General features: G+C 62.4%; 18 protein-coding genes and 1 pseudogene. 12 read left to right on the forward strand and 7 right to left on the reverse strand.

All coding sequences use genetic code 11. The features are described from left to right. Positions 1–243: 243 nt before the first annotated feature. Together AB0B45_RS15460 and AB0B45_RS15465 are read right to left on the reverse strand one after the other, a co-directional pair. Positions 244–762: a hypothetical protein gene (locus AB0B45_RS15460; protein ID WP_358130566.1), complete on the reverse strand. Its 519-nt coding sequence runs from the start codon at positions 760–762 to the stop codon at positions 244–246. 403 nt (positions 763–1165) lie between these two features. After that, the gene (locus AB0B45_RS15465) at positions 1166–1456 is read right to left on the reverse strand and encodes a hypothetical protein (protein ID WP_358130569.1); all 291 of its coding nucleotides are present in this window, start codon (positions 1454–1456) and stop codon (positions 1166–1168) included. Between the two features lie 494 nt (positions 1457–1950). Between AB0B45_RS15465 and AB0B45_RS15470 the strand changes: the two genes are divergently transcribed. Both AB0B45_RS15470 and AB0B45_RS15475 read left to right on the forward strand, forming a co-directional pair. Continuing rightward, positions 1951–3126 carry a hypothetical protein gene (locus tag AB0B45_RS15470; RefSeq protein ID WP_358130571.1) on the forward strand — a complete coding sequence of 392 codons (1176 nt, stop codon included), beginning with the start codon at positions 1951–1953 and terminating at the stop codon, positions 3124–3126. Further along, positions 3095–3625: an NUDIX hydrolase gene (locus AB0B45_RS15475; RefSeq protein ID WP_358130573.1), complete on the forward strand. Its 531-nt coding sequence runs from the start codon at positions 3095–3097 to the stop codon at positions 3623–3625. Before AB0B45_RS15470 ends, AB0B45_RS15475 begins: the two co-directional genes overlap by 32 nt. 9 nt (positions 3626–3634) lie before the next feature. On the opposite strand, the gene AB0B45_RS15480 is transcribed toward AB0B45_RS15475, so the two are convergent. Continuing rightward, positions 3635–4447: a hypothetical protein gene (locus AB0B45_RS15480; RefSeq protein WP_358130575.1), complete on the reverse strand. Its 813-nt coding sequence runs from the start codon at positions 4445–4447 to the stop codon at positions 3635–3637. 167 nt (positions 4448–4614) lie between these two features. Between AB0B45_RS15480 and AB0B45_RS15485 the strand changes: the two genes are divergently transcribed. Both AB0B45_RS15485 and AB0B45_RS15490 read left to right on the forward strand, forming a co-directional pair. After that, on the forward strand, positions 4615–5340 hold the full coding sequence (locus AB0B45_RS15485; RefSeq protein ID WP_358130578.1) for an HNH endonuclease: 726 nt from the start codon (positions 4615–4617) through the stop codon (positions 5338–5340). Next, entirely contained in the window at positions 5337–6338 is a 1002-nt protein-coding gene (locus AB0B45_RS15490; RefSeq protein ID WP_358130581.1) for a NaeI family type II restriction endonuclease, read from the forward strand. The genes AB0B45_RS15485 and AB0B45_RS15490 overlap by 4 nt, the downstream gene beginning before the upstream one ends. A 202-nt stretch (positions 6339–6540) precedes the next feature. On the opposite strand, the gene AB0B45_RS15495 is transcribed toward AB0B45_RS15490, so the two are convergent. Further along, positions 6541–7038: a very short patch repair endonuclease gene (locus tag AB0B45_RS15495; protein WP_358130584.1), complete on the reverse strand. Its 498-nt coding sequence runs from the start codon at positions 7036–7038 to the stop codon at positions 6541–6543. Positions 7039–7133: 95 nt separating this feature from the next. On the opposite strand from AB0B45_RS15495, the gene dcm reads away from it, so the two are divergent. Beyond that, positions 7134–8534, forward strand: a complete 1401-nt coding sequence (dcm, locus tag AB0B45_RS15500) for a DNA (cytosine-5-)-methyltransferase (RefSeq protein ID WP_358130587.1) — start codon at positions 7134–7136, stop codon at positions 8532–8534. A gap of 100 nt (positions 8535–8634) precedes the next feature. Next, complete coding sequence (locus tag AB0B45_RS15505) at positions 8635–8814, forward strand: transposase (protein ID WP_358130589.1); 180 nt, start codon at positions 8635–8637, stop codon at positions 8812–8814. Positions 8815–8883: 69 nt separating this feature from the next. On the opposite strand, the gene AB0B45_RS15510 is transcribed toward AB0B45_RS15505, so the two are convergent. Further along, entirely contained in the window at positions 8884–10206 is a 1323-nt protein-coding gene (locus AB0B45_RS15510; RefSeq protein WP_358130592.1) for an IS1634 family transposase, read from the reverse strand. Continuing rightward, on the reverse strand, positions 10203–10541 hold the full coding sequence (locus AB0B45_RS15515) for a hypothetical protein (RefSeq protein ID WP_358130595.1): 339 nt from the start codon (positions 10539–10541) through the stop codon (positions 10203–10205). The genes AB0B45_RS15510 and AB0B45_RS15515 overlap by 4 nt, the downstream gene beginning before the upstream one ends. Before the next feature lie 376 nt (positions 10542–10917). Between AB0B45_RS15515 and AB0B45_RS15520 the strand changes: the two are divergent. The 4 genes and pseudogenes from AB0B45_RS15520 to AB0B45_RS15535 form a co-directional block, all read left to right on the forward strand. Then, positions 10918–11190, forward strand: a pseudogene (locus AB0B45_RS15520) (transposase); the annotation flags it as partial. Positions 11191–11361: 171 nt separating this feature from the next. Further along, a complete protein-coding gene (locus AB0B45_RS15525; RefSeq protein WP_358130598.1) occupies positions 11362–12012 on the forward strand; it encodes a hypothetical protein in 651 nt (216 codons plus the stop codon). 323 nt (positions 12013–12335) lie between these two features. Next, entirely contained in the window at positions 12336–13514 is a 1179-nt protein-coding gene (locus AB0B45_RS15530; RefSeq protein ID WP_358130601.1) for a DUF262 domain-containing protein, read from the forward strand. Between the two features lie 5 nt (positions 13515–13519). Further along, positions 13520–14038, forward strand: coding sequence for a HEPN domain-containing protein (locus AB0B45_RS15535; RefSeq protein WP_358130604.1), 519 nt, complete (start codon positions 13520–13522; stop codon positions 14036–14038). A gap of 752 nt (positions 14039–14790) precedes the next feature. On the opposite strand, the gene AB0B45_RS15540 is transcribed toward AB0B45_RS15535, so the two are convergent. Continuing rightward, complete coding sequence (locus tag AB0B45_RS15540; protein ID WP_358131082.1) at positions 14791–16056, reverse strand: DNA sulfur modification protein DndB; 1266 nt, start codon at positions 16054–16056, stop codon at positions 14791–14793. Positions 16057–16521: 465 nt separating this feature from the next. On the opposite strand from AB0B45_RS15540, the gene AB0B45_RS15545 reads away from it, so the two are divergent. Together AB0B45_RS15545 and AB0B45_RS15550 are read left to right on the forward strand one after the other, a co-directional pair. Next, positions 16522–19134, forward strand: a complete 2613-nt coding sequence (locus AB0B45_RS15545) for an AAA family ATPase (RefSeq protein ID WP_358130606.1) — start codon at positions 16522–16524, stop codon at positions 19132–19134. Positions 19135–19459: 325 nt separating this feature from the next. Beyond that, on the forward strand, positions 19460–19963 hold the full coding sequence (locus tag AB0B45_RS15550; RefSeq protein ID WP_358130609.1) for an aldo/keto reductase: 504 nt from the start codon (positions 19460–19462) through the stop codon (positions 19961–19963). Positions 19964–20624 lie beyond the last annotated feature (661 nt).

The raw sequence follows: 20624 nt of genomic DNA on the forward strand, positions 1-20624 counted from the left end.
GAGCTCCTGCCGGCGCCTGTGCCGGCGCTGTCGAGCACGTCGGGCCTTGCGCGGAGCCAGATCCGCTGCCGGAATGGCCCCCGCCGGTCGGATCGGTTCGGTTGGTGCCCCACCAGCGCCTGGCCTCGGCGGCGCAGCCTGTGCTGCCGAAGCTGCCGCACTCCGCGATTCCGGTACCGCCACCGTCGTCACCGGAGGCCACGAAGACCGTGGTGGTCAGCGCGCAAGAGACCAGGACCTGGGTCAGCACGTCCCCGCCTCCTTGAGGATGTAGGAGTTGACGTACCAGGAGCCCCTGCGGAGGGTGAGCACTGCGGTGGTGTGGTGCCGTCCGACGTCTGCGCCGCCTTTGGCCTTGCTTCCGCTCTTCTCATGGACCAGGAACCTCGTGTCGTCGACGCAGTCCACGATCGTGGCCTTCGTCGGGATGTTCTCCGGCTTGAGCTCGGCAATACGCGTGCTGAGCAGCAGTGGGTCGCCCTTGACCACTTGGCCCTTCTTGCTGGCGAGAAAGAGCCCATAACGGAGCTTCGCCTCGGCGTCTCCAGTCGTGTGGTCGGCGATATCCGGATCGTTCCAGTCCGCCGTATGGGCAGCATCGGCGAAGTCGCGCCACATGCCTCGGTAGGCATTAAGGATGGCGTCCTTGACCGAGGCCAATGGGTCGATGGAGGCGGTGAAGGACGGTGGCGCAAGGGATGTCTGCGCGCTCTCGACAGGCCGACAGGCCGTTAGAGCAGCAAGCACGATCGTCCCGGCCAAGAGACGTTCCCGTTGGGCGCACCGTCGCCGCATGACTCGTCCTCGCAGTTCGAGAGGGTAGTAACCGCGTGGGCTAGTCACAGTAATGCGACGATGAAAAGAAATCTAGTTGCGCAATGTAATCACTGCACGTCAGAGCATTGTAAATGCGCCGGATTATCTCCAAATATCAATACATATGCGGTGAACTGGGCGGGAGAATTTCTTCCTGCAAAGGAAACCGCGCGGAACAGGGCGCCTCTGCTCCGCGCGGTCCTCTGCCCGGTGCGCCCCTCGTCACTGCGAGGTACGAGATGACGGGAGTGGACCCGGTACCACTCCTGCCAGACTCACCGGGGCTGGGCGGCGCAACGACGAGGCCGCGCCTCCGTCACATCGCCGCGCCGGTCGAACGAACCTGCCATTACACAGGTTCAGCTTGAGTAGCGGCCTCAACGCCGCTCATGCGCTGCTTGTAGATCGGAAGGATCAAGTCGACGACACCGCAGACATCGTCGAGGGAGCACTTGCGCCACCGCCCCTTCTGGTCCGGCCAGCGGAAGCCGTGCTGGCGTCCGATCCAGATGACCAGTCCAGGCGCGAGGCTGAGCATTGGTTCGTCCGCCGCGCACCAGAAGACATCACGGTCTTCGGTCGGGACTCCGGCGGTCTGCAGCTCGTTCCGCAACTCCGCGAGTGCCTCGTCAGGCGTCATGAGGAGGCTCCCGCTACACGGCGGCGCCTGCGGACATTCCGACCAAGGGAGGGCTCGGTCGTGGATGACCGCCGGAATACCGGGCGTGAAATGAGCGCGGGGATGTCGCAAAAGTGCCGCTCTATCGCCTTCGCTCGGCGCTCCAACTCCTCGGCGGTGGACGCCTCGATATGCGGCGCCGCTCGCAGGTCCAAGCTTCTTGATAGGCCCCAGAAGCTCTTGGTGTGCTCGCCGAACCAGATGGTCCATTTGGGAAGTCGTGCCGCGAGCGCTCGCGCAGTCTGTGATTCATCCATCTGGAGGTCCCTACGTTGTCGAAATCGAGTCGGTCCCAGTAGAGGGCCTGCGCACGGGCGATCGGAGGGTGACAATGAGGAGCACCGGCGGACACGCAATGCATTCAGGCAAGCACGGAGGCGGAGACAGTGGAGCCACCACGATGGGCCGCACGCATCCGCGCCGAGCGGAAGGCGCGCCTGTGGGACGTGCACAGTATGGCCCGACGTCTTCGCGTCGCCGCTGGGGACAATGTTCGCGATCTTCCCGATCACGAAGCGTTGGTTCGCTCGATCCGGCGCTGGGAGTCGGGCCGGATCGCGTCACTGAGCGAGCGGTACCGGCTGCTGTTCTGCCGTGCCTTCGGGATGAGCGAGGGCAACCTCTTCCACCAGGACGACCGTGGCTCCGAGACCGTCGCCACGGTCGCCTCTCCTCGACCACCGACCGGCTGTCACGACCTCGAGGCCATGGCGTCCTTCCGCGGCGCCGATCGGCAGGTCGGCGGCGGCCATCTCTACGCGACCGTCCTCGGATATCTCGAACGCGACGTCGCTCCACGCCTTTTCGGCGGCTCGGACGGCGCCGCCACATTCGTGGCTGCCGCCGCATTCACCGAGATGGCCGGGTGGATGGCACACGACGCCGGCCAGGACGACCTCGCAGGACATCACTTCGCCCGCGCGCTCGACCTCGCGGGCATCGGCGGTGATCGGCAACTCGAAGCCCACATCCTCGGCAGCATGAGCTACCTCTCCCGGCACCTCGGGAAAGGCGGTGATGCTGTACGGCTCGCGCGGCGTGGGAGCACGATGCTGGCCGAGAGTCGCAGAGCGGCCCCGGCGATGGAGGCACGGCTGCTGGGGATGGCTGCGCGAGGATTCGCGGAGCTCGGAGAACCTGACGAGTGCTCTCGTCTGCTGGCCAAAGCGGAGAACACGCTCCAGCGCGAACCGGCCATTGTCTCGCCCTGGGCTGGCCCGTATGACCAAGGCACCCTAGCCCTAGACGCCGCCCGGTCGATGGTCGTACTGAGGCAGCTTTCGGCTGCCCGCCGACAGGTGGAGCAGGCCATCGCGCTGCGCTCGACTAACCGCGCCACCCGGAGCCGAGCCCTCGGGCAACTCGTACTCGCGAACATCCTGCTGGAAACCGGCGAACTGGACGAGGCGTGCGTTGTGATGCGCAAAGTGATCGAGGAAACTCAGGCATTGAGCTCGATGGTCGTCACGCGGCAACTGGCCGAGGTGCGCGGGCGGCTGGAGGCGTACCGTGGCGAGGAGATCGTCGTCGACTTCCTTGCAGTACTGGATCAGACATTGAGGGAGCGGCGGTGGTTGTACCAATGGGGAGGTTCTCGTCGTGAACCCGGAGGCCCCGCTCTACGAGCGTGATCCCGAGGCGTGGAACATGTACCTGGCGGAGGGCAACGCGAAGCAGGCCAGGAAGCGGGTAGGTGCCGATGTCCTGATCCGGGACGAGCAGGAGCGGATCTTGCTGGTCGACCCCAAGTACAAGCCCGATTGGGACCTTCCGGGGGGTATGGCGGAGGCGAACGAGTCTCCCGCCGCGGCAGCACGCCGGGAGATCAAGGAAGAACTCGGGTTCGACTTGGAGATCAGGCGGCTGCTGGTTGTGGACTGGGTTCCCCCCCACGGGCCTTGGGACGACTCCCTCATGTTCATCTTCGATGGTGGAGTGCTGAGCAAGGAACAGGCAGCCAGACTCCAGGTGGTTAGTGACGAGCTTGCCGCCCACCGCTTCTCTCCCCTTGAGGAAGTAGAGCGCCTGCTGCGGCCATACGTGCTTGACCGCACTCGATCAGCTCTCCAGGCACTTCGAGAAGGCTGCGGAAGCTACCTCGTGTATGGACGCAGGCAGGAGTCCAGCTGATCCAGCGCGTCAGCTGCGAATAGCGGCTCGGAGTTCTCTCACGGAAACCTCGATGTGATCAGGGCTCGGCAGATGTACCACTCCGAACCGGGACGCCCTCTCTAACTGGATCTTGTGGAAGGTGAAGGGTGGTGTGGCCCCGGCCAGAATCTCGCTTGGCTGACGCTTCCGGCCCTGGCCATCCTTGTGGAACTTAGCGTTCTTGACCAGCAGGCTGCAGACCTTACGGCCACACCAGAAGTCCACGCGGAACAGCGCGTCAGCGAGCGGATGCATGCGCACGTCCAGGCCGGCAGCCCGGAGGTGGGCCACGACGTAGATCTCGCGGAGGAAGGAGTAGTAGGCGTTGCCGACGCGCCAGCGCATCGAGGCCTTGGCGTCAAATTCGGGCACACCCTTTGCTACTGCACGGTGGATCTCCGCCTGGGAAGGCAGCCACAACATGTTGACCGCTTGCTCGTCCTCCTGGATGAACGCGAAGAAGCGCTGCCACGTCGGCAGCTCATGCAGGGCTTCTACGGCGTAGTGGAGAACGTGCATGAAGGCGAAGTCGGGATGCCAGTCCACGATGTCCTTGACGCTCTCCGCTACCTTGCGCTTGACCTCGCCAAGCGCGTGATTGGTCGACCTGCAGACGCGCTCCACGTCCGCTGGGGTGAGTTGGTAGAGAAACTCGGTCTGATGCGCCTCCACGAAGGGCACCACTGCGGGCGCCTTCGACCGGTCGCCCCGCCAATCTGTGAGTACGCGATTGGCCTGGTTGGTGACATTGAACAGGTCAAGGACGTCCTGAGCCGTGGTGCAGAGGATCATCATGGCCATCCGAGGGGTTGAGAGCCTGCATGGATCGAGACACTGTCCACACGAAGGTACCCATCCGCACCGACATTTCCGACTCTGCTAGCCAGATGCCGATTTATGCCACAACTTGCCGAATCCTGCCGTCAGCTCTACCCTGCCGATAGAGATCTTGATCGAGGAGGCTCTTGGTGGACACGGTCTGGCCGGATTGGCAGAACGACAAGCTGGGCACACGCATCCGCGTCGCCCTCTGGCTCCACGGCGAAGTCGGGGAGGGCAAGCGCTTCAACAAGCAGGAGCTACGCCAGGCAATCCCCGGCGTAGAGCAAGTGGACCGGCGGATGCGGGACCTCCGCCCCGCAGGGTGGGTCATCAAGACCTACCGGGACATGGCCAGTCTCAGCCCCGACGAGCTGTTCCTTGAGAAGATCGGGGCTCATATCTGGGAGCCAGGGCAACGCTCTGCCGGGCTCCGCGCCATCAGCGGAAAGACCCGCCGCCAGGTGATGGAGCGGGACAACCACCGATGCGTCCGCTGCGGCGTCGCCGCTGGCGAGGCGTACCCAGATGATCCCGAAAGCGTCGCGCGGCTCACGCTTGGGCACGTGACCCCTCACAAGCACGGATCCACCGCTCAGCTCGAAGACCTCGTGACCGAATGTGCCCGCTGCAACGAGACCGCCAAGCATCTGACCGGCGTCCAATACTCCGCCGATCAGGTGTGGGACCGCATCCAGGAGCTCCCAAAGAAGGAGAAGCAGAAACTGCTGAACTGGATGGCGGCTGATCGCCGGCCTACATCACCGACCGAACACGCCTGGGCCTTGTACCGGCAGCTGCCGGCCGTGCACCGGGATACCCTCCGCGTACAGCTCAGTCTCGCGCTCGAGGCAGGCACAGGGAGCGCCCGGTGATTGTCAGTGGCGACGGCTATGTTCAGCCCGTGATCACCCCACCCGCCGAGTACGACTCGGAGATGGAAAAGGTCTTCGCCCGGCTTATGGATCTTGACCCGAAGGGTGAGAGGACGGCCAAGGCCATCAGGCGGACTTTCGACATGCTTCTCGATGGTCAGCACACCGGCCGGTTCCGCTGGGAGCAGCTCCATAAGACCGAAAAGACCCATTGCGGCACTCTGGTCGAGATCAATCTCCAGCGCGAGTTCGGCTTTGCCGACGGAACGGCCCTTGACTACTCCATCGAGGATGCCGAGGTCGACTGCAAGTACTCACAGGATCTCGGGGAGTGGATGATCCCCCCAGAGGCGGTAGGACAGATCCTCCTCGGCGTGTGGGCTAATGATCAGCTCGGACGATGCTCTGCGGGGCTGGTACGGGCGCGGCCAGAGGTGCTGACCAACGGTAAGGGCAATCGCGACCTCAAACGGCGCTTGACCAAGGAGGGTAAGCAGACCGTCCGCTGGCTGTTCCAGAATGCTTCCCTACCGGAAAACACCCTGCTCCGCATGCCGGCAGAGGATGTTGCCGCAATCTTCGATTGCGGCAAGCCCGGCCACAAGTGCCGCCACGGCACCAAGCGCGTGAACGAGCTCTTCCGTAGAGCACAGGGCCGCCTGGTAGGACGGACCGCTGTCGCCACAGTTGCGCAGCAGGAGGACTACATGAAGCGCATCCGCGGGAACGGAGGTGCCCGCTCCGATCTCCGGCCTGAAGGGATCGTCATCTTCGGGCAATACGACAGCCACAGGGGCCTCGCACAGCAACTCGGACTGCCACTCGCTGGCCCCGGCGAGTCGATCAGTGTTCGGCTGGCCGAGCGCCGCCCACGGCACATCGGCCTCCCATTCATCCAACTCGGTGACAAGGACTGGGTAGTTGCTCTGCCCGACGATCCGATTGAGCTTGCTCCCGTGCTTCCTGAAACCAAGAAGTCTTCAGCGGTAGCCGAGTAGTCCCCTGGGCCAGCGCCCACAGACCTATGCACTAACATGAACATCGCCGAGGTTCCCCGGAGCCTCGGCGATGGCGGTCCGCGAGCCGTACAAGCCTGACATGACCAGCACTTTCCAGGATGAGTCGTACCGCTGAGCATCGAGATCCAGAATTCTTTACCTTCGGCGCGCCGCCAAACGCTCGCTCCCGGTTGCGGAAGTGTCAGCTGGTCGCGCTACTCTCGCTCGCATGTTCGGTATCGGGATTCACCACTGCAACCACCGCCGCAACGGCCGTGGTCAGCCCTTCGTGCTCCCAGAGCCGGACCACACGCCATCCTGCGGCCTCAAGCGCGGAGTTGACGCGCTGGTCGCGTTCCATGTTCCGGCGGAGCTTGGGCGCCCAGTACCACTCGTTGCTGGTCGGTTGCCGACCGTGCTCGGGGCAGACGTGCCAGAAACAGCCGTCGACGAATACGGCGATCTTCTTGGCGGTGAAGACGATGTCGGGGCGAACCTTCACCTCACCGAGATCCAGCCGGAAATCCTTGCGATAGCGGAGGCCCATCTGGTGCAGCGCACTTCGCAGTGCCACTTCCGGCTTGGTGTTCGAGCGCCGGTTGGCCTGCATGTTGCGCGATCGGCCCTCGTTCAGCGGCGCCGGGTACAGCCCGCGTTCATGGGCCTGCTTCCTGGCTTGAACTCTCTTGCTCTCTCCCACATTCGTCCCATTGGGTGTACGGCTAGTGGTCTCCTTCGCGAAGATACAGCTGCCCACTCGTCTCATGCCTCATCTGGACTACGAAAGGGGTCCCTGTGACCGAGAAGCACCTTCGCGTCGTCGAGGGCGACACCGGGGCCAACGGGCTGGAGTCGGGGTCAGCGAAGACAGAGCGCGACGACGACATGCTCAAGGTGGTCGAGATCTGCGCAGGCGCTGGGGGACAGTCGCTCGGGCTGGAACGTGCGGGCTTCCGGCATTGGCTGGCCGTCGAGCTCGATGAGCAAGCCGCTCAGACACTGCGCCACAACCTGGTCAAGGTGTTCGGCTACGCCGAGAAGGAAGCCACCGACACCGTCAGAGTCGGCGACGTTGCCGACCCTGAGGTCTGGGATCCAGACGAATACAAGGGCGTCGATCTGCTAGCCGGTGGAGTGCCTTGCCCTCCTTTCAGCATCGCAGGCAAGCAATTGGGCGCCACCGATGAGCGTGACCTATTCGCATGGGCCGTGGAACTATGTGGCCGGATCAAGCCGAAGGCACTCCTGCTTGAGAACGTCAAGGGTCTAAGCGGCACCCGTTTTACTGCGTATCGGCAGCGAGTACTCGACCGGCTGAGGGAGCACGGCTACATAGCGGAGTGGAGGCTGCTGCACGCGAATCGATTCGGAGTTTCGCAGCTCCGTCCCAGATTCGTGCTGGTCGCACTGCAGCCCCAGTACGCAGAATACTTCGAGTGGCCCCAGCCAAATACGGAACACCCACCGACAGTTGGCGAGCTGCTCAAGGATCTGATGGCCCTGGGAGATTGGCCCAAAGAGAAGTTGGTGGAGTGGGTTCAGCGGGCGGACAAGATGGCCCCGACCATCGTTGGCGGCTCCAAGAAGCACGGTGGTGCCGACCTCGGTCCTAGCCGCGCAAAGGCGGCGTGGGAGGCGATGGGGGTTGACGGCAAAGGCGTGGCTGACGGGCCGCCCGGACCGAACAACCCAAGGGTGAAGGGTGCTGAGCATCCGATGCTGACAGTGGAGATGGTCGCGCGCATCCAAGGCTGGTATGGCACGGACTTCGATGAGTGGGAGTTCCTAGGCGGGAAGACTTCGAGGTACCGGCAAGTCGGCAACGCCTTCCCTCCCCCGGTCGCTAAGGCGCTTGGCGAGGCGATTAATAAGGCTCTGCGAAAAGAAGGCGAACCCCGAACCCTGGTGGAGAATACAGACGTTGTGCTAGACCCCGTCTACAAGGTCCTGCTTGGAAGCGCGCGGCCACTGACAGTTGAACAAATCGTTGAGCGACTGGCCAAGGCGAACGCGCCGATGGAGCAGCCCGAAGTCGAGCGGCGCCTGAACCACCTCGGCCACGACTTCGAACTGATGCCAACCGAGCGGTCTAACGGCGACCTCGCGTACAAGCTCGGCGAGTTCAAGGCATTTGTTGGCCAGGAGGACCATCAACGACATGACTTGTTCAGCAAGAACAGGTCGAAGATCAGCTAACCTAGTTGCAGCTCAGTCCCGGCAAGGCGGCTCGGAAGATCACTAGCTGAGCCCCTGGCGTCACAGCCCCTCCGTCAGCGGCCACCAGGGCAAATAGGAGATGCGGGAGATCGTTAACGCGATCCTGTATCAGAGCCGGACCGCCTGCCAGTGGAGCTTGCTGCCCCATGAGCTGCCACCTCGCAGCGCGGTCATGTACTACTACGCCGCTTGGCGTATGGACGCTACCGCCCGGGTTCCGCAGTTGGTGGTCACACGTGATGCCGAATTCCGGGCGTGAGCTGCGGGAAGGCCGAGACGGCCTGGCAGGGTCGTGTGCCCACGCCCTCCCGACCTGTTTCGATCTTGCCTAGCTGGCGTCGAAGGCGGTGAGGCGAGGCGGCGGGGTGATGGAAAGTGCCTGGTAGATGGCCTTGCTGTCGGGGCGGAGTGGGGTGGTCTGGGTGATCGTCCCGGCCTTGCCCGCGAGGGTGACCTGCTTGAGCCGGGCGGTCTCGCGCCGGATGTGCCGCCATGTTTGCCCGGTGGAGCGCTCGGCGACGCGGGTCAGCAGCAGGGCGAGCCAGCAGATCAGGACATGGGCGCGGATCCGGTGCTCGAGCCGGTGGAACACCGGCCGCAGCAGCAGCTCGGACTTCAGATCCCGGAACCCGCGCTCGGCCTCGAGAAGGTTCTTGTAGCCCAGGGCGGCGTCCTCGGTGGAGATGTCGGGGTCGCTGGTGGCGAGCAGGTACTTGCCATCCAGGTTCGCCTCGGTCTTGACCTTCGCGCGGTCGATGACCAGTCGGCCGTTCTTCTGCTGCCGGATCCACCGCTTCAACGTGGGGTGGTCTCGCAGTGCGCACTCGGCCCGCACGTGCGCTTCCTCGGCCCGGTCGGCGGCCTTCGCGCTCACCTGCCCGTTCTTCGCGCGGGAGCGGTCGCGTTCCCGCTGAGCGGCGATCCGCTCGAGCTCGGCCTCGATCCGGGCGATGGCCTGCTCTCGCTGGTGCTTGTCGCGCTCGGCCTGCTCAGGGTTGTGGCAGATGATGAACCGGACGTCGCCGGAGCCGTCGACCTTGACTTCCTTGACGCGAAGGTTGTCGCGGACGCTCTGGTAGCGGCCCTGCCGCGAGAGAGCCTGCTCGACCAGTGCGTTGCCGTCGCGCATGCGCATCCCGGCGATGAAGTGCCCGCCGGCCCGGCGCAGATAGGCGAGGTTGTCGGCGCTGGAGAAGCCGCGGTCGACCACGGTGATCACGCGGCCGAGCTTCCAGTCCCGCATGTCGTCCTTCACCTCGGCCAGGATCTGCTGGTCGTTGGTGCTGCCGGGCCAGCACCACACCCGCACGGGGATGCCCTCCTTGGTCACCGCCAGGCCGATCACGATCTGCGGCAGGTCGTCGCGGTGGTCCTTGGACTTGCCGTATCGGCGGAACCCCCGCTGCTCAGCGGTGTCGTCCTCTTCTTCGTCGCGTTCGAAGTAGGTGGAGGTGGTGTCGAAGAAGAGCAGATCCACCTCCAGGTTGAGCAGATGAGCGACGGCGAAGAACACCGCTTCCTGCACCTTGCCGGTGGTGTCGGCCTCGGCCAGCAGGTCCATCGCCCGATATGCCTGGTCCTCATCCATGCGTCCCAGCCCGCTGATGATCGCGTCTTCGCTGGCCCATTCGGCGGCCGACAGCTTGCTCATAGGGTCGATCGCCCGGTTGGCGACCAGAGCGACAGCACCCGCTCCACGTTCGTGGTGAACCGGCGCCCGTCGGTGGCCTTCTTGATCGCACCGGCGATCTCCAGGCGCTTCCAGAGCGCGTCAAGCAGCCAGGACGTCCCGATCGGCCGTGAGTCGATCACCTCCATCGGAGAGACTCCGGCCGCTAGACCGGCCTCGGCGCCGTCGTCCAAGACGAGGCCGTCGCCGCCGAAGTGTTTGGTGATCGAGGCCGCGAGCCGCCGCAGCCCGTCCACGTCCAGCCGGTCGACCCGGCCCAGGTTCATCAGCACGTCTGGCTTGACCTGGCCGTCCACCCTGCGGTTATGCGCCAACGCCGCGTATCGCACGACCGTCCCGTCGGCGTTGGTCCGCTGGGTGAACCGCAAGTACATGCCCACAGGGAACCATGAATTCCGCTGCTCCACAGCGAAATCCCAAACGCTCGTGTTACTACACTTTCGAGCCCGACAGGCTCGTGGAACACAGCCCTGGCTCGCTGACCAGCCACTACGCGCCAGCGATCACGCCCATGTGCCTACGAACTGCGGAACGCGGGTACCGACAAGGCCATCCACGACCTGCTGCGCTTCCAGGTGCGGGAAAAGAAGGGACGATTAGACGACCCCAGCCTGGTGGTGCTCGACACCCAGAGCGTGCGCGCCGCGGCCGACCGTCCCGAAAGCCACGACCGGCCGGGATGCGGCCAAGAAGAAGGTACCGGGTCGCAAGCGTGGGCTGGCCGTGGACGTGCTGGGCTTGGTCATCGCGGTGGTGGTCGCGGCAGCTTCGATCCACGACAACGCCACCGGTAACGCTCTGCTGGACCGGGTCGCCGCCGCCACTGCGCCCGGCAGCGTCCAGACCGCCCTGGTCGACCAGGGGTTCAACAACAGCGTGGTCACCCACGACGTCGCCGTGAAGATCGTCGAGCGGAACCCCGCCGAGGCCGGGTTCGTCCCTTAGCCCAAGCGGTGGGTGGTGGAGTAGACCCTCCGGCGCGATATCCCTGCACCGTCGCCTGGTACGGGACTACGAACACGATCCGGCCAGCTCCGAGTCACGGGTGTACTGGGTGATGACCGACGTGCTGACCCGCCGGCTGACCGGCCCTTCCACTCCCGCCTGGCGCAACACGTGAGCACCCCGGACCCCGGCGCGTGGCTGCTGGACCGGATCGACGCCCGTGAGAAGGCGCTGACCAGCCACATCGGACAGGTCCAAGCTCAGATCGAGGAGTTGACCGCCCGCCTGCGGGACCTCGACCAGGACCTCGATCATCTGCGGATCACCCGCAAGACCTTGCTCGTCCTCGCTGGCGAACCCGGTCCGGCATCCCCGCCACCACCGGCTCCCGCAGTGCCCGACCATCCCGCCTACCAGCAGATTCTCACCCTTATGGCTGACACCGGCCAGCCCTCACGAGCGCGTGACCTCTGCTTGGCCCTGGACCTGCCCCCGGCGCGTAAGAACATCGAGAACACTCGCGCCAAGCTCAAGCGCCTGGTCAGCCTGGGCATTCTCGTGGAGATCGAGCCGGGATTGTTCGCTCATCTGCGTCCATCGCCCAGCAACGACCCCGTGACCAGCTCTCCTCATGCAGCGCATGCGATCAAAGGGATATCAACTCGCGAACCGCCCGATCAGACCGCAAGGGGAAGCCCTTCGTGCTCCAGCCGCAGACCCAACAGGTTGAACTGCACAAGCCCCTGCCACACCATCCACAGCCAAAACAGGGCGACGAGCATGTCCGGAAAGCCCGTCGTGAATGCGCCAAGGGCCTGGTAACCGTCCCGACGAGGGTGACCACATCCCATGACGATCTCCTCCGAAGAGCAAATATGACCGAGCTGGATGCTTTGCGGGTGGCGATCGCCTAGTCAGAGGATGGGCTAGCTATCTCCAGCGGACGATCCTGCTGCTCCGGGAGATGGCTAACGTATGCCTGCAGGCGCCAAGATTATGGATAATCGGCACATCTAGCTCACACCGCTATATTCGACCGCAAAGTTCCTCAACACACCGTGACCCATTCGACCCTATTGCAAACCTCCCCAGGATGGGCGAGAATCTAACCTCAGATATCTTCAGGAAAGGGTTCTGAGCAGATAATGACACCTTCACAATGGATCAGCGATGGCGAGCTCGAAGTAGACGAGGATACCCAGATCGATGAGTATGACATCGTTGCCTCGCCTAACGATTTTAATGTCACGACTATCAACAACTTCATCGAAAAAGGGGCAGTTAAGGTCCCAGGATTTCAGCGCAACTATGTCTGGGACATTAAGCGTGCATCGAAGCTGATCGAGTCGCTAATTATTGGTGTGCCAGTTCCGCAAGTATTCCTGTACGAGGAATCTCGCAACAAGTTCTTGGTAATCGATGGCCAACAACGGCTGCTTACTGTTTTCTTCTTCATTCAAGGACGATTCCCGCGCAAGGAGAAGCGGGCGTCCATCAGAAAGCTCTTCAACGTCGGAACTGGTGCACCTAATCTTGAGGTGCTATCAGACGACTCTCTATTTGAGCCGTTCGCGCTCAAGCTTCCTAAGCGACCGAACGGCGACACGAATAAGTTTACGAATCTTACATACTCATCACTGGAAGATTATCAAGGGCAACTCGATCTGCGAACAATCCGAAACATGATCATAAAGCAGATCAGGCCTGTCGATGACGACAGCTCGATCTTTGAGCTCTTCAACAGGCTCAATACTGGTGGCGTAAACCTCAACGCTCAAGAAATTCGGGCAAGCTTGTATCATTCGGATTTCTTCGGACTCCTATTCACTCTCAATGAGGATCTACGCTGGAGGAGGATTTTGGGCTTCCCAGACGCAGATCCACGCCTTAAGGATATCGAGATTATCCTTCGAGCCTTTGCGCTCAGTTATCCCGATGCCATGGAAACATATTCTGGATCCATGACTAGCTTTCTGAACAGGTACTGCAAGATGGCACAGTCATTCTCTAGTGATGATGTCCGCCAAAGGCAAGAGGAATGGGATTGGATCCTGTCTGCTGCGCAGAACTGGCCAGCTGACACGTTTAGAACCGCGTCGCCCAAGTTCAGCCCTCTCATTTTTGAGGCGGTCTTTTCTGCTGCGCTATCGCTCAAATCAAGAGGGGGTTCATTGGAGCAAGTTCGGCCGGAAACGATACAATCGCTAGGCATGAGCAAGGAGTTCGCAGAGTTTACGCACCAAGGCTCGACTAAGACCGTTAATGTAAAGGGGCGGTACGAGCTGGCGTTGAAAAGCTTGTCACCCGAAGCTCTCGGCCGGTAGTAGTCATGCCCTCTCCGGTTAGCCTCCTATTTGAGGAACAAGCCGCTATTCTGAGCCTACTGCAAGCCAACGAGCCATCCTTTCACGCGACCCTCGAGTCAACATTTCCCAAGGTACTTCTATTGGCTGCTGCGAGCAACTTTGAGACGCGAATCTGCCAACACGTCTTGGATTTTGTTAGTGCAAATAGCTCTAACGGCAAGGTCGTTGCCCTGGTAGATAGCAGGGTAGTCAAACGAAGTTACCACACATGGTTCGAGTGGGATAAATTGAACGCTAATGGATTTTGGGCATTTTTTGGCGAAGACTTTAGAACGCGAATGAAGCAGCTACTCAAGTCCGACGCGACTCTTTCTGAGAGCATCAAGGCTTTTCTCGAGCTGGGTCGACTCCGAAATCATCTAGTACATAAGAACTATGCCCTATTTACGCTTGAGAAGACCTCCGAGGAAATTCATCACCTGTATCTACAGGCTGATTTATTCGTGAACTCTCTGCCGAAGCTCCTTGATGAGACTTACTAGTACGGCAGCCGCCATTTGCTAGGTGAGCTGGGATCATACGCCGCCTACAGCGCGCCAACGTGTTCGTCTGCTACCACCAGATGGTGATGATAGAGCCCGGCGCTGATTATGCGAGGACGATTGGTACGAACGGCCTGACCGCTGCCCGGCTGTGCACCGCGGTGACCATGACTGGAATTCATACCGGGAACGTCGACGTCACTGTACAACTTATGGCCTCCTGCCCCTCTGACATGTCGGGAGAGTGGGAGGAAGTGGAAGAGGTGGAGCTCATCACCTTCACGGGTCGTCCGCAAGGGACCGTGATCTCTTCGGACACAACCGAAGCATGGTTACGAATATACCGAAAGATAAGCTAGGCACCGAAAAGGGGAAGGCGTGCGGGAAATGCACCTGTGGTGCCCGCGCCATGACGTGATTGCAGCCGAGCTGGGTGACGTACTGCCTTGCGCGCAGTGACGCCGACATTCGAACGCCTCAAGCAGCATACTCGATGACCGCCATGACGTAGAGTCACATTTCGGTTAGCGTTCTGACCTCGAAGAAGTCACCCTGCCAGCAGCGCCCCCGCCTGGTTGCCACTCGGACCAGATGGTGTGCTCCTGCTGGGACGGCTCCATCGATCCTCTTGGCACGCAACTGCTGGCGAACCATCTGGTTTGGCGCCTCGGCTCGTATTGCGCTGTGTCAGAGTCGCAAAGGGCAACCGTTCTCGCCGGGGGGAACGGTGCCCTTCATGGTTGTGCGGTCGGTTACAGAGCGGCGGGAGCCTTCTTGTACCAGCTGGTAATGACTGTCACCAGGTGGGCAATGTTCTGCGTTCGCATGATGGGGGCGGCGGCATTCGGTTCGAAGTCGACGCCTGCATCGGTGGTGCGCCAGATGCTGGTCTCGGTGACCGGCGCGGCCATGTGCGGGTCGAGGCCCTTGAAGAACTCGGTGATGTCGTCGATTTCCACCGGGTTATCGCCTGCGCGTAGCTCGCGGAACACGCCACCCAGGACGCGCAACATGCCTACCGAGCCGAGCAGAGAGGTACGGCGCAGCTGCTGGGCCATGGTCAGCTCGTCGGCCTTGCGTTCCGTCTCGGGGTCGTCCTCGGTGATGGCGGCGAGGCCGGTGAAAGCGTTGGAGATGATGTCGAGAAAGTCCTTGACTTGCTCGATCACCTCGCCGTCCGTCAAGGTCTGCTCGGCCTTCTTGCTGATCCGTCCACCAGGGCCGGCGATGACGGCGCGGGTGATGTCGGCGACGTGTTTGGCGCCCATGAGGTTGGGGTTCTTCAGAGTCATGCGGTCCTGCTCAGCGTCGACGCGGCCCTTCAGTAGAGGGTGGTCGATGATGTCGGACAGGGTGCGGTTAGCGACCTTGTAGCTGTCGAAGCGGGCGCGGACGGCGCTGCTGATGCCTTTGGCGTTGTCGGCGACATCGACGAACATCTGCTGAGCCTTGATCGGGTCCGGCTCTACGTAGATATCCAGGCCGACGTACTCGGCTTTCAGCCGACTCATCTGGCCGATGAGCTTGTCACGGTCAGTTTGGAGCTTGGCCGCTTTGTCCGGGCTGACCTTGCGCGACATCTCGCGGTCTACGGCGGCGATAGCATCCGTGATGCGCTGCTTCTCGATGGAGACGCCAAGCACGCGGTGCTGACCATCGATAGTGCGCAAGGAACCGACGCCACCGATCGCCCACGGGACGGTGAGGTAGCCGACAGCGCCGTGCTCGTCGACTTTTTCGAAGAGGCACCCACCGCTGTCGCGAGCCAGGAGCGCCGGGGCGACCCAGTCCTGCTTGCTGTCGAGGTACTCGCCAAAGTGCTTGGCGTGGAGGCGGTCAACCTTGCGGTTGTCTTTGTCGACGTTGTTGGGATCGGGGACGGGCAGGATGGTGGGAAGGTCGAGGAGAGGGACTCGGGTGGTGTAGACGGCACGGCCTCCCTGGACGGTCTTGATGGCCAGGTAGGTGCTGGAGTCGTGGGGCTTGGACAGACGCAGAGGATCGACATTGATGCTGATGACAAGCTCCTATTCGGTCAGCCTCGCTCCCCGCGGGCGCCAATAAGAACCAAAGAGTAACGATAGAAATTAAGCAGCGTCATGCATTTCTTAAATCCGTCCCTTATTTCCCACATTGCGGTGAGATGTCCGTCGTTTTCCACGCACGCCTCATTTTGCTGACCGAAATAGTACTAGTCGAGCAGCCCATAAATGTTCACGCAAGTTCCTGGCTCTCGACTATGCCCGCAACTGCAGCGGACGCTCGTCACCCCCGGCTGGCTGGGGCACCTCACTGAGCAGGAGACTAGGGACCTGGGGTGGCTGGTAACGCCTAGGTGGCCCAGCGAGGCCCCAATTCGCTGCCATTCGCCTCTAGCGCCCTCCTTGGCGTCCACCAGCACGGCGCCTAAGATCAGCTTGCGGCACCCATCTCCTTGAGTCTTCGGCAGCTATGGGGACTGCGGCCGATATGTGGGGGGACATGTGAGAAGCAGCGCCTTCGTCGACCGAGTGGAACATTTGGGCGCGCTGATGGAGCTTGCTGAGGACGTCTGCCATGGGCAGAGTCGTGTCTTGGTGGTCGAAGGTCCACTCGGGATTGGTAAATCCGCTCTGCTCGATGAGGTCGCCCGCCGAGCAAAGGAACGCGCGACGGAACCGGCGCTCCGGGTGCTTCGAGCCAGATGTCAGGCTTTTGTAGGGGAGGCCAATGCCTACGGACCTGTAGTGACGCTCTTCGATGCCCTTCAGCCGCCGACGGCCAAGCGTCGGATCAAGCATGCGACGGTGCAGTATCTGCCGGAGCTCGTAGGGACGCTGCCTGCAGTGGGCCCGGCACTTGCGGCCGCAATGCAAATCACCCGATCGGCCATTGATTCCGGCTCTGTACAGGGTGACAGTCTGCTGCCGTACCGACAGAGCGCGGCCCATGGGCTTGCATCAGCGTTGCTGAATGCCCTGGTGGAAGCGGGCCCAACGTTGGTGCTCATCGACGATGTGCAATGGATTGATCCCAGTAGCCTCTTGGTCCTCGATCATTTGATGGAGGAGATATGGGGCAGCCCAGTGGGCCTCGTCCTGGCCCGCGACTCGGATCAGGACACTGACCCGCCGATCACGGGAGCAGCGGTTCGGGAGCTGCTAGGTCGGTGGCATCTACAGGGGCGTCTCGACCGGACTGCGCTCGGCGGCCTACCGGATATCGCCGTGGCCGAACTCGTACGTCTTCACCATGACGGTCCCGTATCTCCGGCGATCGCTGCCCGGCTAAGTCGGCTCACCGGCGGGCGGCCCGCCTATGTCGCTCAATTCCTACCCCTGATCGACAGTGACGGCAGCCTTGACGGCCCGCTACCAGATGTCTTGCGCCGCGCGGTTCGGCGACCACTGGCGCGGCTGGACCGCTCTCGTCGCGAATTGCTGGTCGCGGCCGCTACCCAGGGAGCAACCTTCCTGGCGCCGATAGTGGCGCGTGCGACTGATCTGGAGGAAGAGGAGGTCCAGGATCAACTGCACTGGCTCTCGCGAGCGAGGGGGATCATCACATCAGCGCCGAGTCCTTACTGGGCGCCCAATGCCGACTGCTACCGATTCGACAACCAGCTGCTCCAGATGGAGCTGTATAGGGAGCAGAGCCCCGGCCGCTGTCGGCAGCGCCATACGCGGATCGCAGAAGCGCTCTTGGCATTCGGCGATGACATTCCATTGGAGGCACGGCTCGACCGCGCCCGCCACTTCCGTGCAGGCGCCCCGCATCCAGCCTCTGGAGCTGAACACCTCCAACTGGCCCTGGATGTGGCATTCAACGGACTCTCCTTCGCCGAGGCAGAGACACTATGCCGCTTCGCTGTCCACGAGATTGAGCGCCTGCCGCAGCAGACCGCTGGCCATGACTGTCTACTGGCGAAGGCAATAGAGCTTCTGCTCACCCTCACCGAGGTGCACTGGCATGCACGGCGACATCCCCAGGATGACGACTTGGAAGGACTAGCCGCAAAGGCAGAGGAAGCGGCCCGCCGGGGCGGCGACCCAGTACTGACCGCCCGCACAGCCATGCTCCGCGGCAAGGTCCTTCTGCACACCCAGGGACTGGTACCTTCGCTGCAGAAGCTGAGACAAGCGGTGGAGCTCGCTCGAGACACCGATGATCCTACGGCGCTCTTTGTCGCTCTCGCCGAATACGGACGCCAACTGCCCAAACGGGATTTGACCAACGGCCTAGCGGTTCTCTGGGAAGCACATCGGCTGTACCAGAACGACCCGCGGTTGCGCGATCTGTCCGATCCGGTTCTTCGTCATGCCCGCAATCTCACCGAAATGCAGCTCGGCGTGAATCTCTTTGACGCGGGAGACTACGGCTCGGCCTGGGAACATCTCAGCACATGCGTCGAACGACTCCGCAAAGATCCGCTCCGCGCGGAACTACCCATCGCGCTCAACTATCTTTCTCAGCTGCACTCCGCCATGGGGGATTCGGAGGCAGCAGAAGACGCCCTGCGAGAAGCCCTAGCCTTCGAAGAGGACAGGGGCGGCCCTAGTGGCTGGCACGCCTACAACAGCGCCCTCCTAGCGCGGTTAATGGCGCGCGACCCAGCCCGCAGGCACGCCTGCCGGCCGATGCTTACCGAGGCATGGCGAGAGACCGAGCAGACCTGGTTGCTCAACCTGGTTCCCATCGTGCGTAATCTCTATGCCGAAGTACTTCTCCTGCTGGCTGACACCGACCCAGATCTACTGGAAGAGGCACTGCAACTGGCTGGAGACACGATAGAGGAGACCCGACGAACTGGCATGATCCGCAGCGAGATCGCGGCGCGATCCCTATCCAGCAGAATTCTTCATCTGTGTGGCCGGAATGAGGCCGCCACGGAATTGGCCCGAGAGACCATCAGCATGCTCAAGGACGTGGGAGACCTCCCTGCGCTACGCACGGAGGAGGTCCTCCACCATGCTGCCGAGGTACTGGAAGCCGCTGGCGACGAGGAGACCGCCGACCGGCTGCGCGCGGAGGTCCATGCCCGCGTACACCGTATCGCCGATACCCTCGCGGATCCGGCACAGCGAAACCGCTACTTGCGGCGAGCGCCGCTCAACTGACAAAACTCGCCGTAGCTGTACGGCCGCACCAATCTTGACCTCTACGCAATCCCTTTGCGCTTACCAGGTGGCCCGATCGCTTCAGGCTCCGCGAGACGATGCGGCAGGTCAGGGCATGGTGACGATTCGCGCGGGCCCGCTGCGGGATGATCAAGCAAGCGCCGTGGATCCAAGAGTCTCAGAGAGAAGCGTCCGCACGGCAACGATCTGTGTTCTGTAGTGCGACTTCCGGTTCCCAGGGCGGGCAGCCCTGTAGCGGTCCGCATACACCGGATGACGGAGGCTAACCGTCGAACGGCTGTTGCTAACACTACAGCCAGGCTTTGTGATCTCCGCCCTCCGCGGATTCGAGGCGAGCCTGGCACGACTGAGGCTCGACTACGTCGACCTCCTCCTCATTCATTGGCCCTTGCCGGTTCGTGATCTGTATCTCGATACGTGGCGGGCGTTCATCAGGCTGCAGGCGGACGGCCTGGTCCGCTCGATCGGCGTTTCGAACTTCCTTCCGCACCAGATGGAACGCCTCGTGACGGAGACCGGTGTTTGGCCCGTAGTCAATCAGGTCGAGATCCATCCCTACTTCTCACAGCGCGATCTGCGGGACTGGCATCTCAAGCACAACGTCGTGTCCCAGTCGTGGAGTCCGATCGGGGCCGGCATGGGACTGCTGGATGAATCGACCGTACGTCGGATAGCTGGGAATCACGGGCGTACACCCGCTCAGGTCGTACTGCGGTGGCATCTACAGCTCGGTGCGGCCCCCATCCCCAAATCGGCCGACGCGGCGCATGAGGGAGAACTTCGATGTCTTCGGCTTCTCTCTGTCTGATCAGGACATGAATGCCCTCGATTCCCTGGAGACCGGCACTCGCCTCGGCGGCGATCCAGAATTCCATGTCGAGCTCTGACTAGGTCGGCCGTAAGAGGCGCTTCCTGGGTAGCCTGCCGGCCGATGAACGTCGGGAACAATTCGACCAGCTTGCAGGGTACAGGAGGAAGTTGCCCGGTGGGGCTCGAGGCAGGAGGCAATGAACAGCGGGGATCGGGGCATGTGCTCGCGTGGCTCTTGATGCTGGTGAGCACCGACGCCACACCGCTTCGCGAGGCCAAGCCCGACCTGCGGCCCGGCGAGGTCTTGAGGCGCGCCGTGATTACCGTGGGCGCAGGTCGTCTTGGTCGCGCCGTTCGGTCCGGACTTCGCCTTCCACCATGTACCCGACTACGCCGCTCCATCGTCCTTCCCCCGAGTGGTGCCACTCGAGGAGTATCCCCGGTAGCCACTGCGCTCCGTGCCGAACATTGCAGGGCTTGGCACCTGACGGCAAGTAATCCGGGAAACATGGGATGCAGGCGCCTCGCCCAACAGACTGGGCGTCACGCAGGGCGACCGGTAAGGGATTATGGATCTGCTGGCCGAATCGTAAAGCCTTTCCTTGCCCTTCCAGTAAGGCTGCACAGTCCGGATGGCGGTGGAAGACCGAGCCGCCCTT

The sequence above is a fragment of the Nonomuraea sp. NPDC049152 genome (assembly GCF_040648355.1).
Lineage (GTDB): Bacteria > Actinomycetota > Actinomycetes > Streptosporangiales > Streptosporangiaceae > Nonomuraea.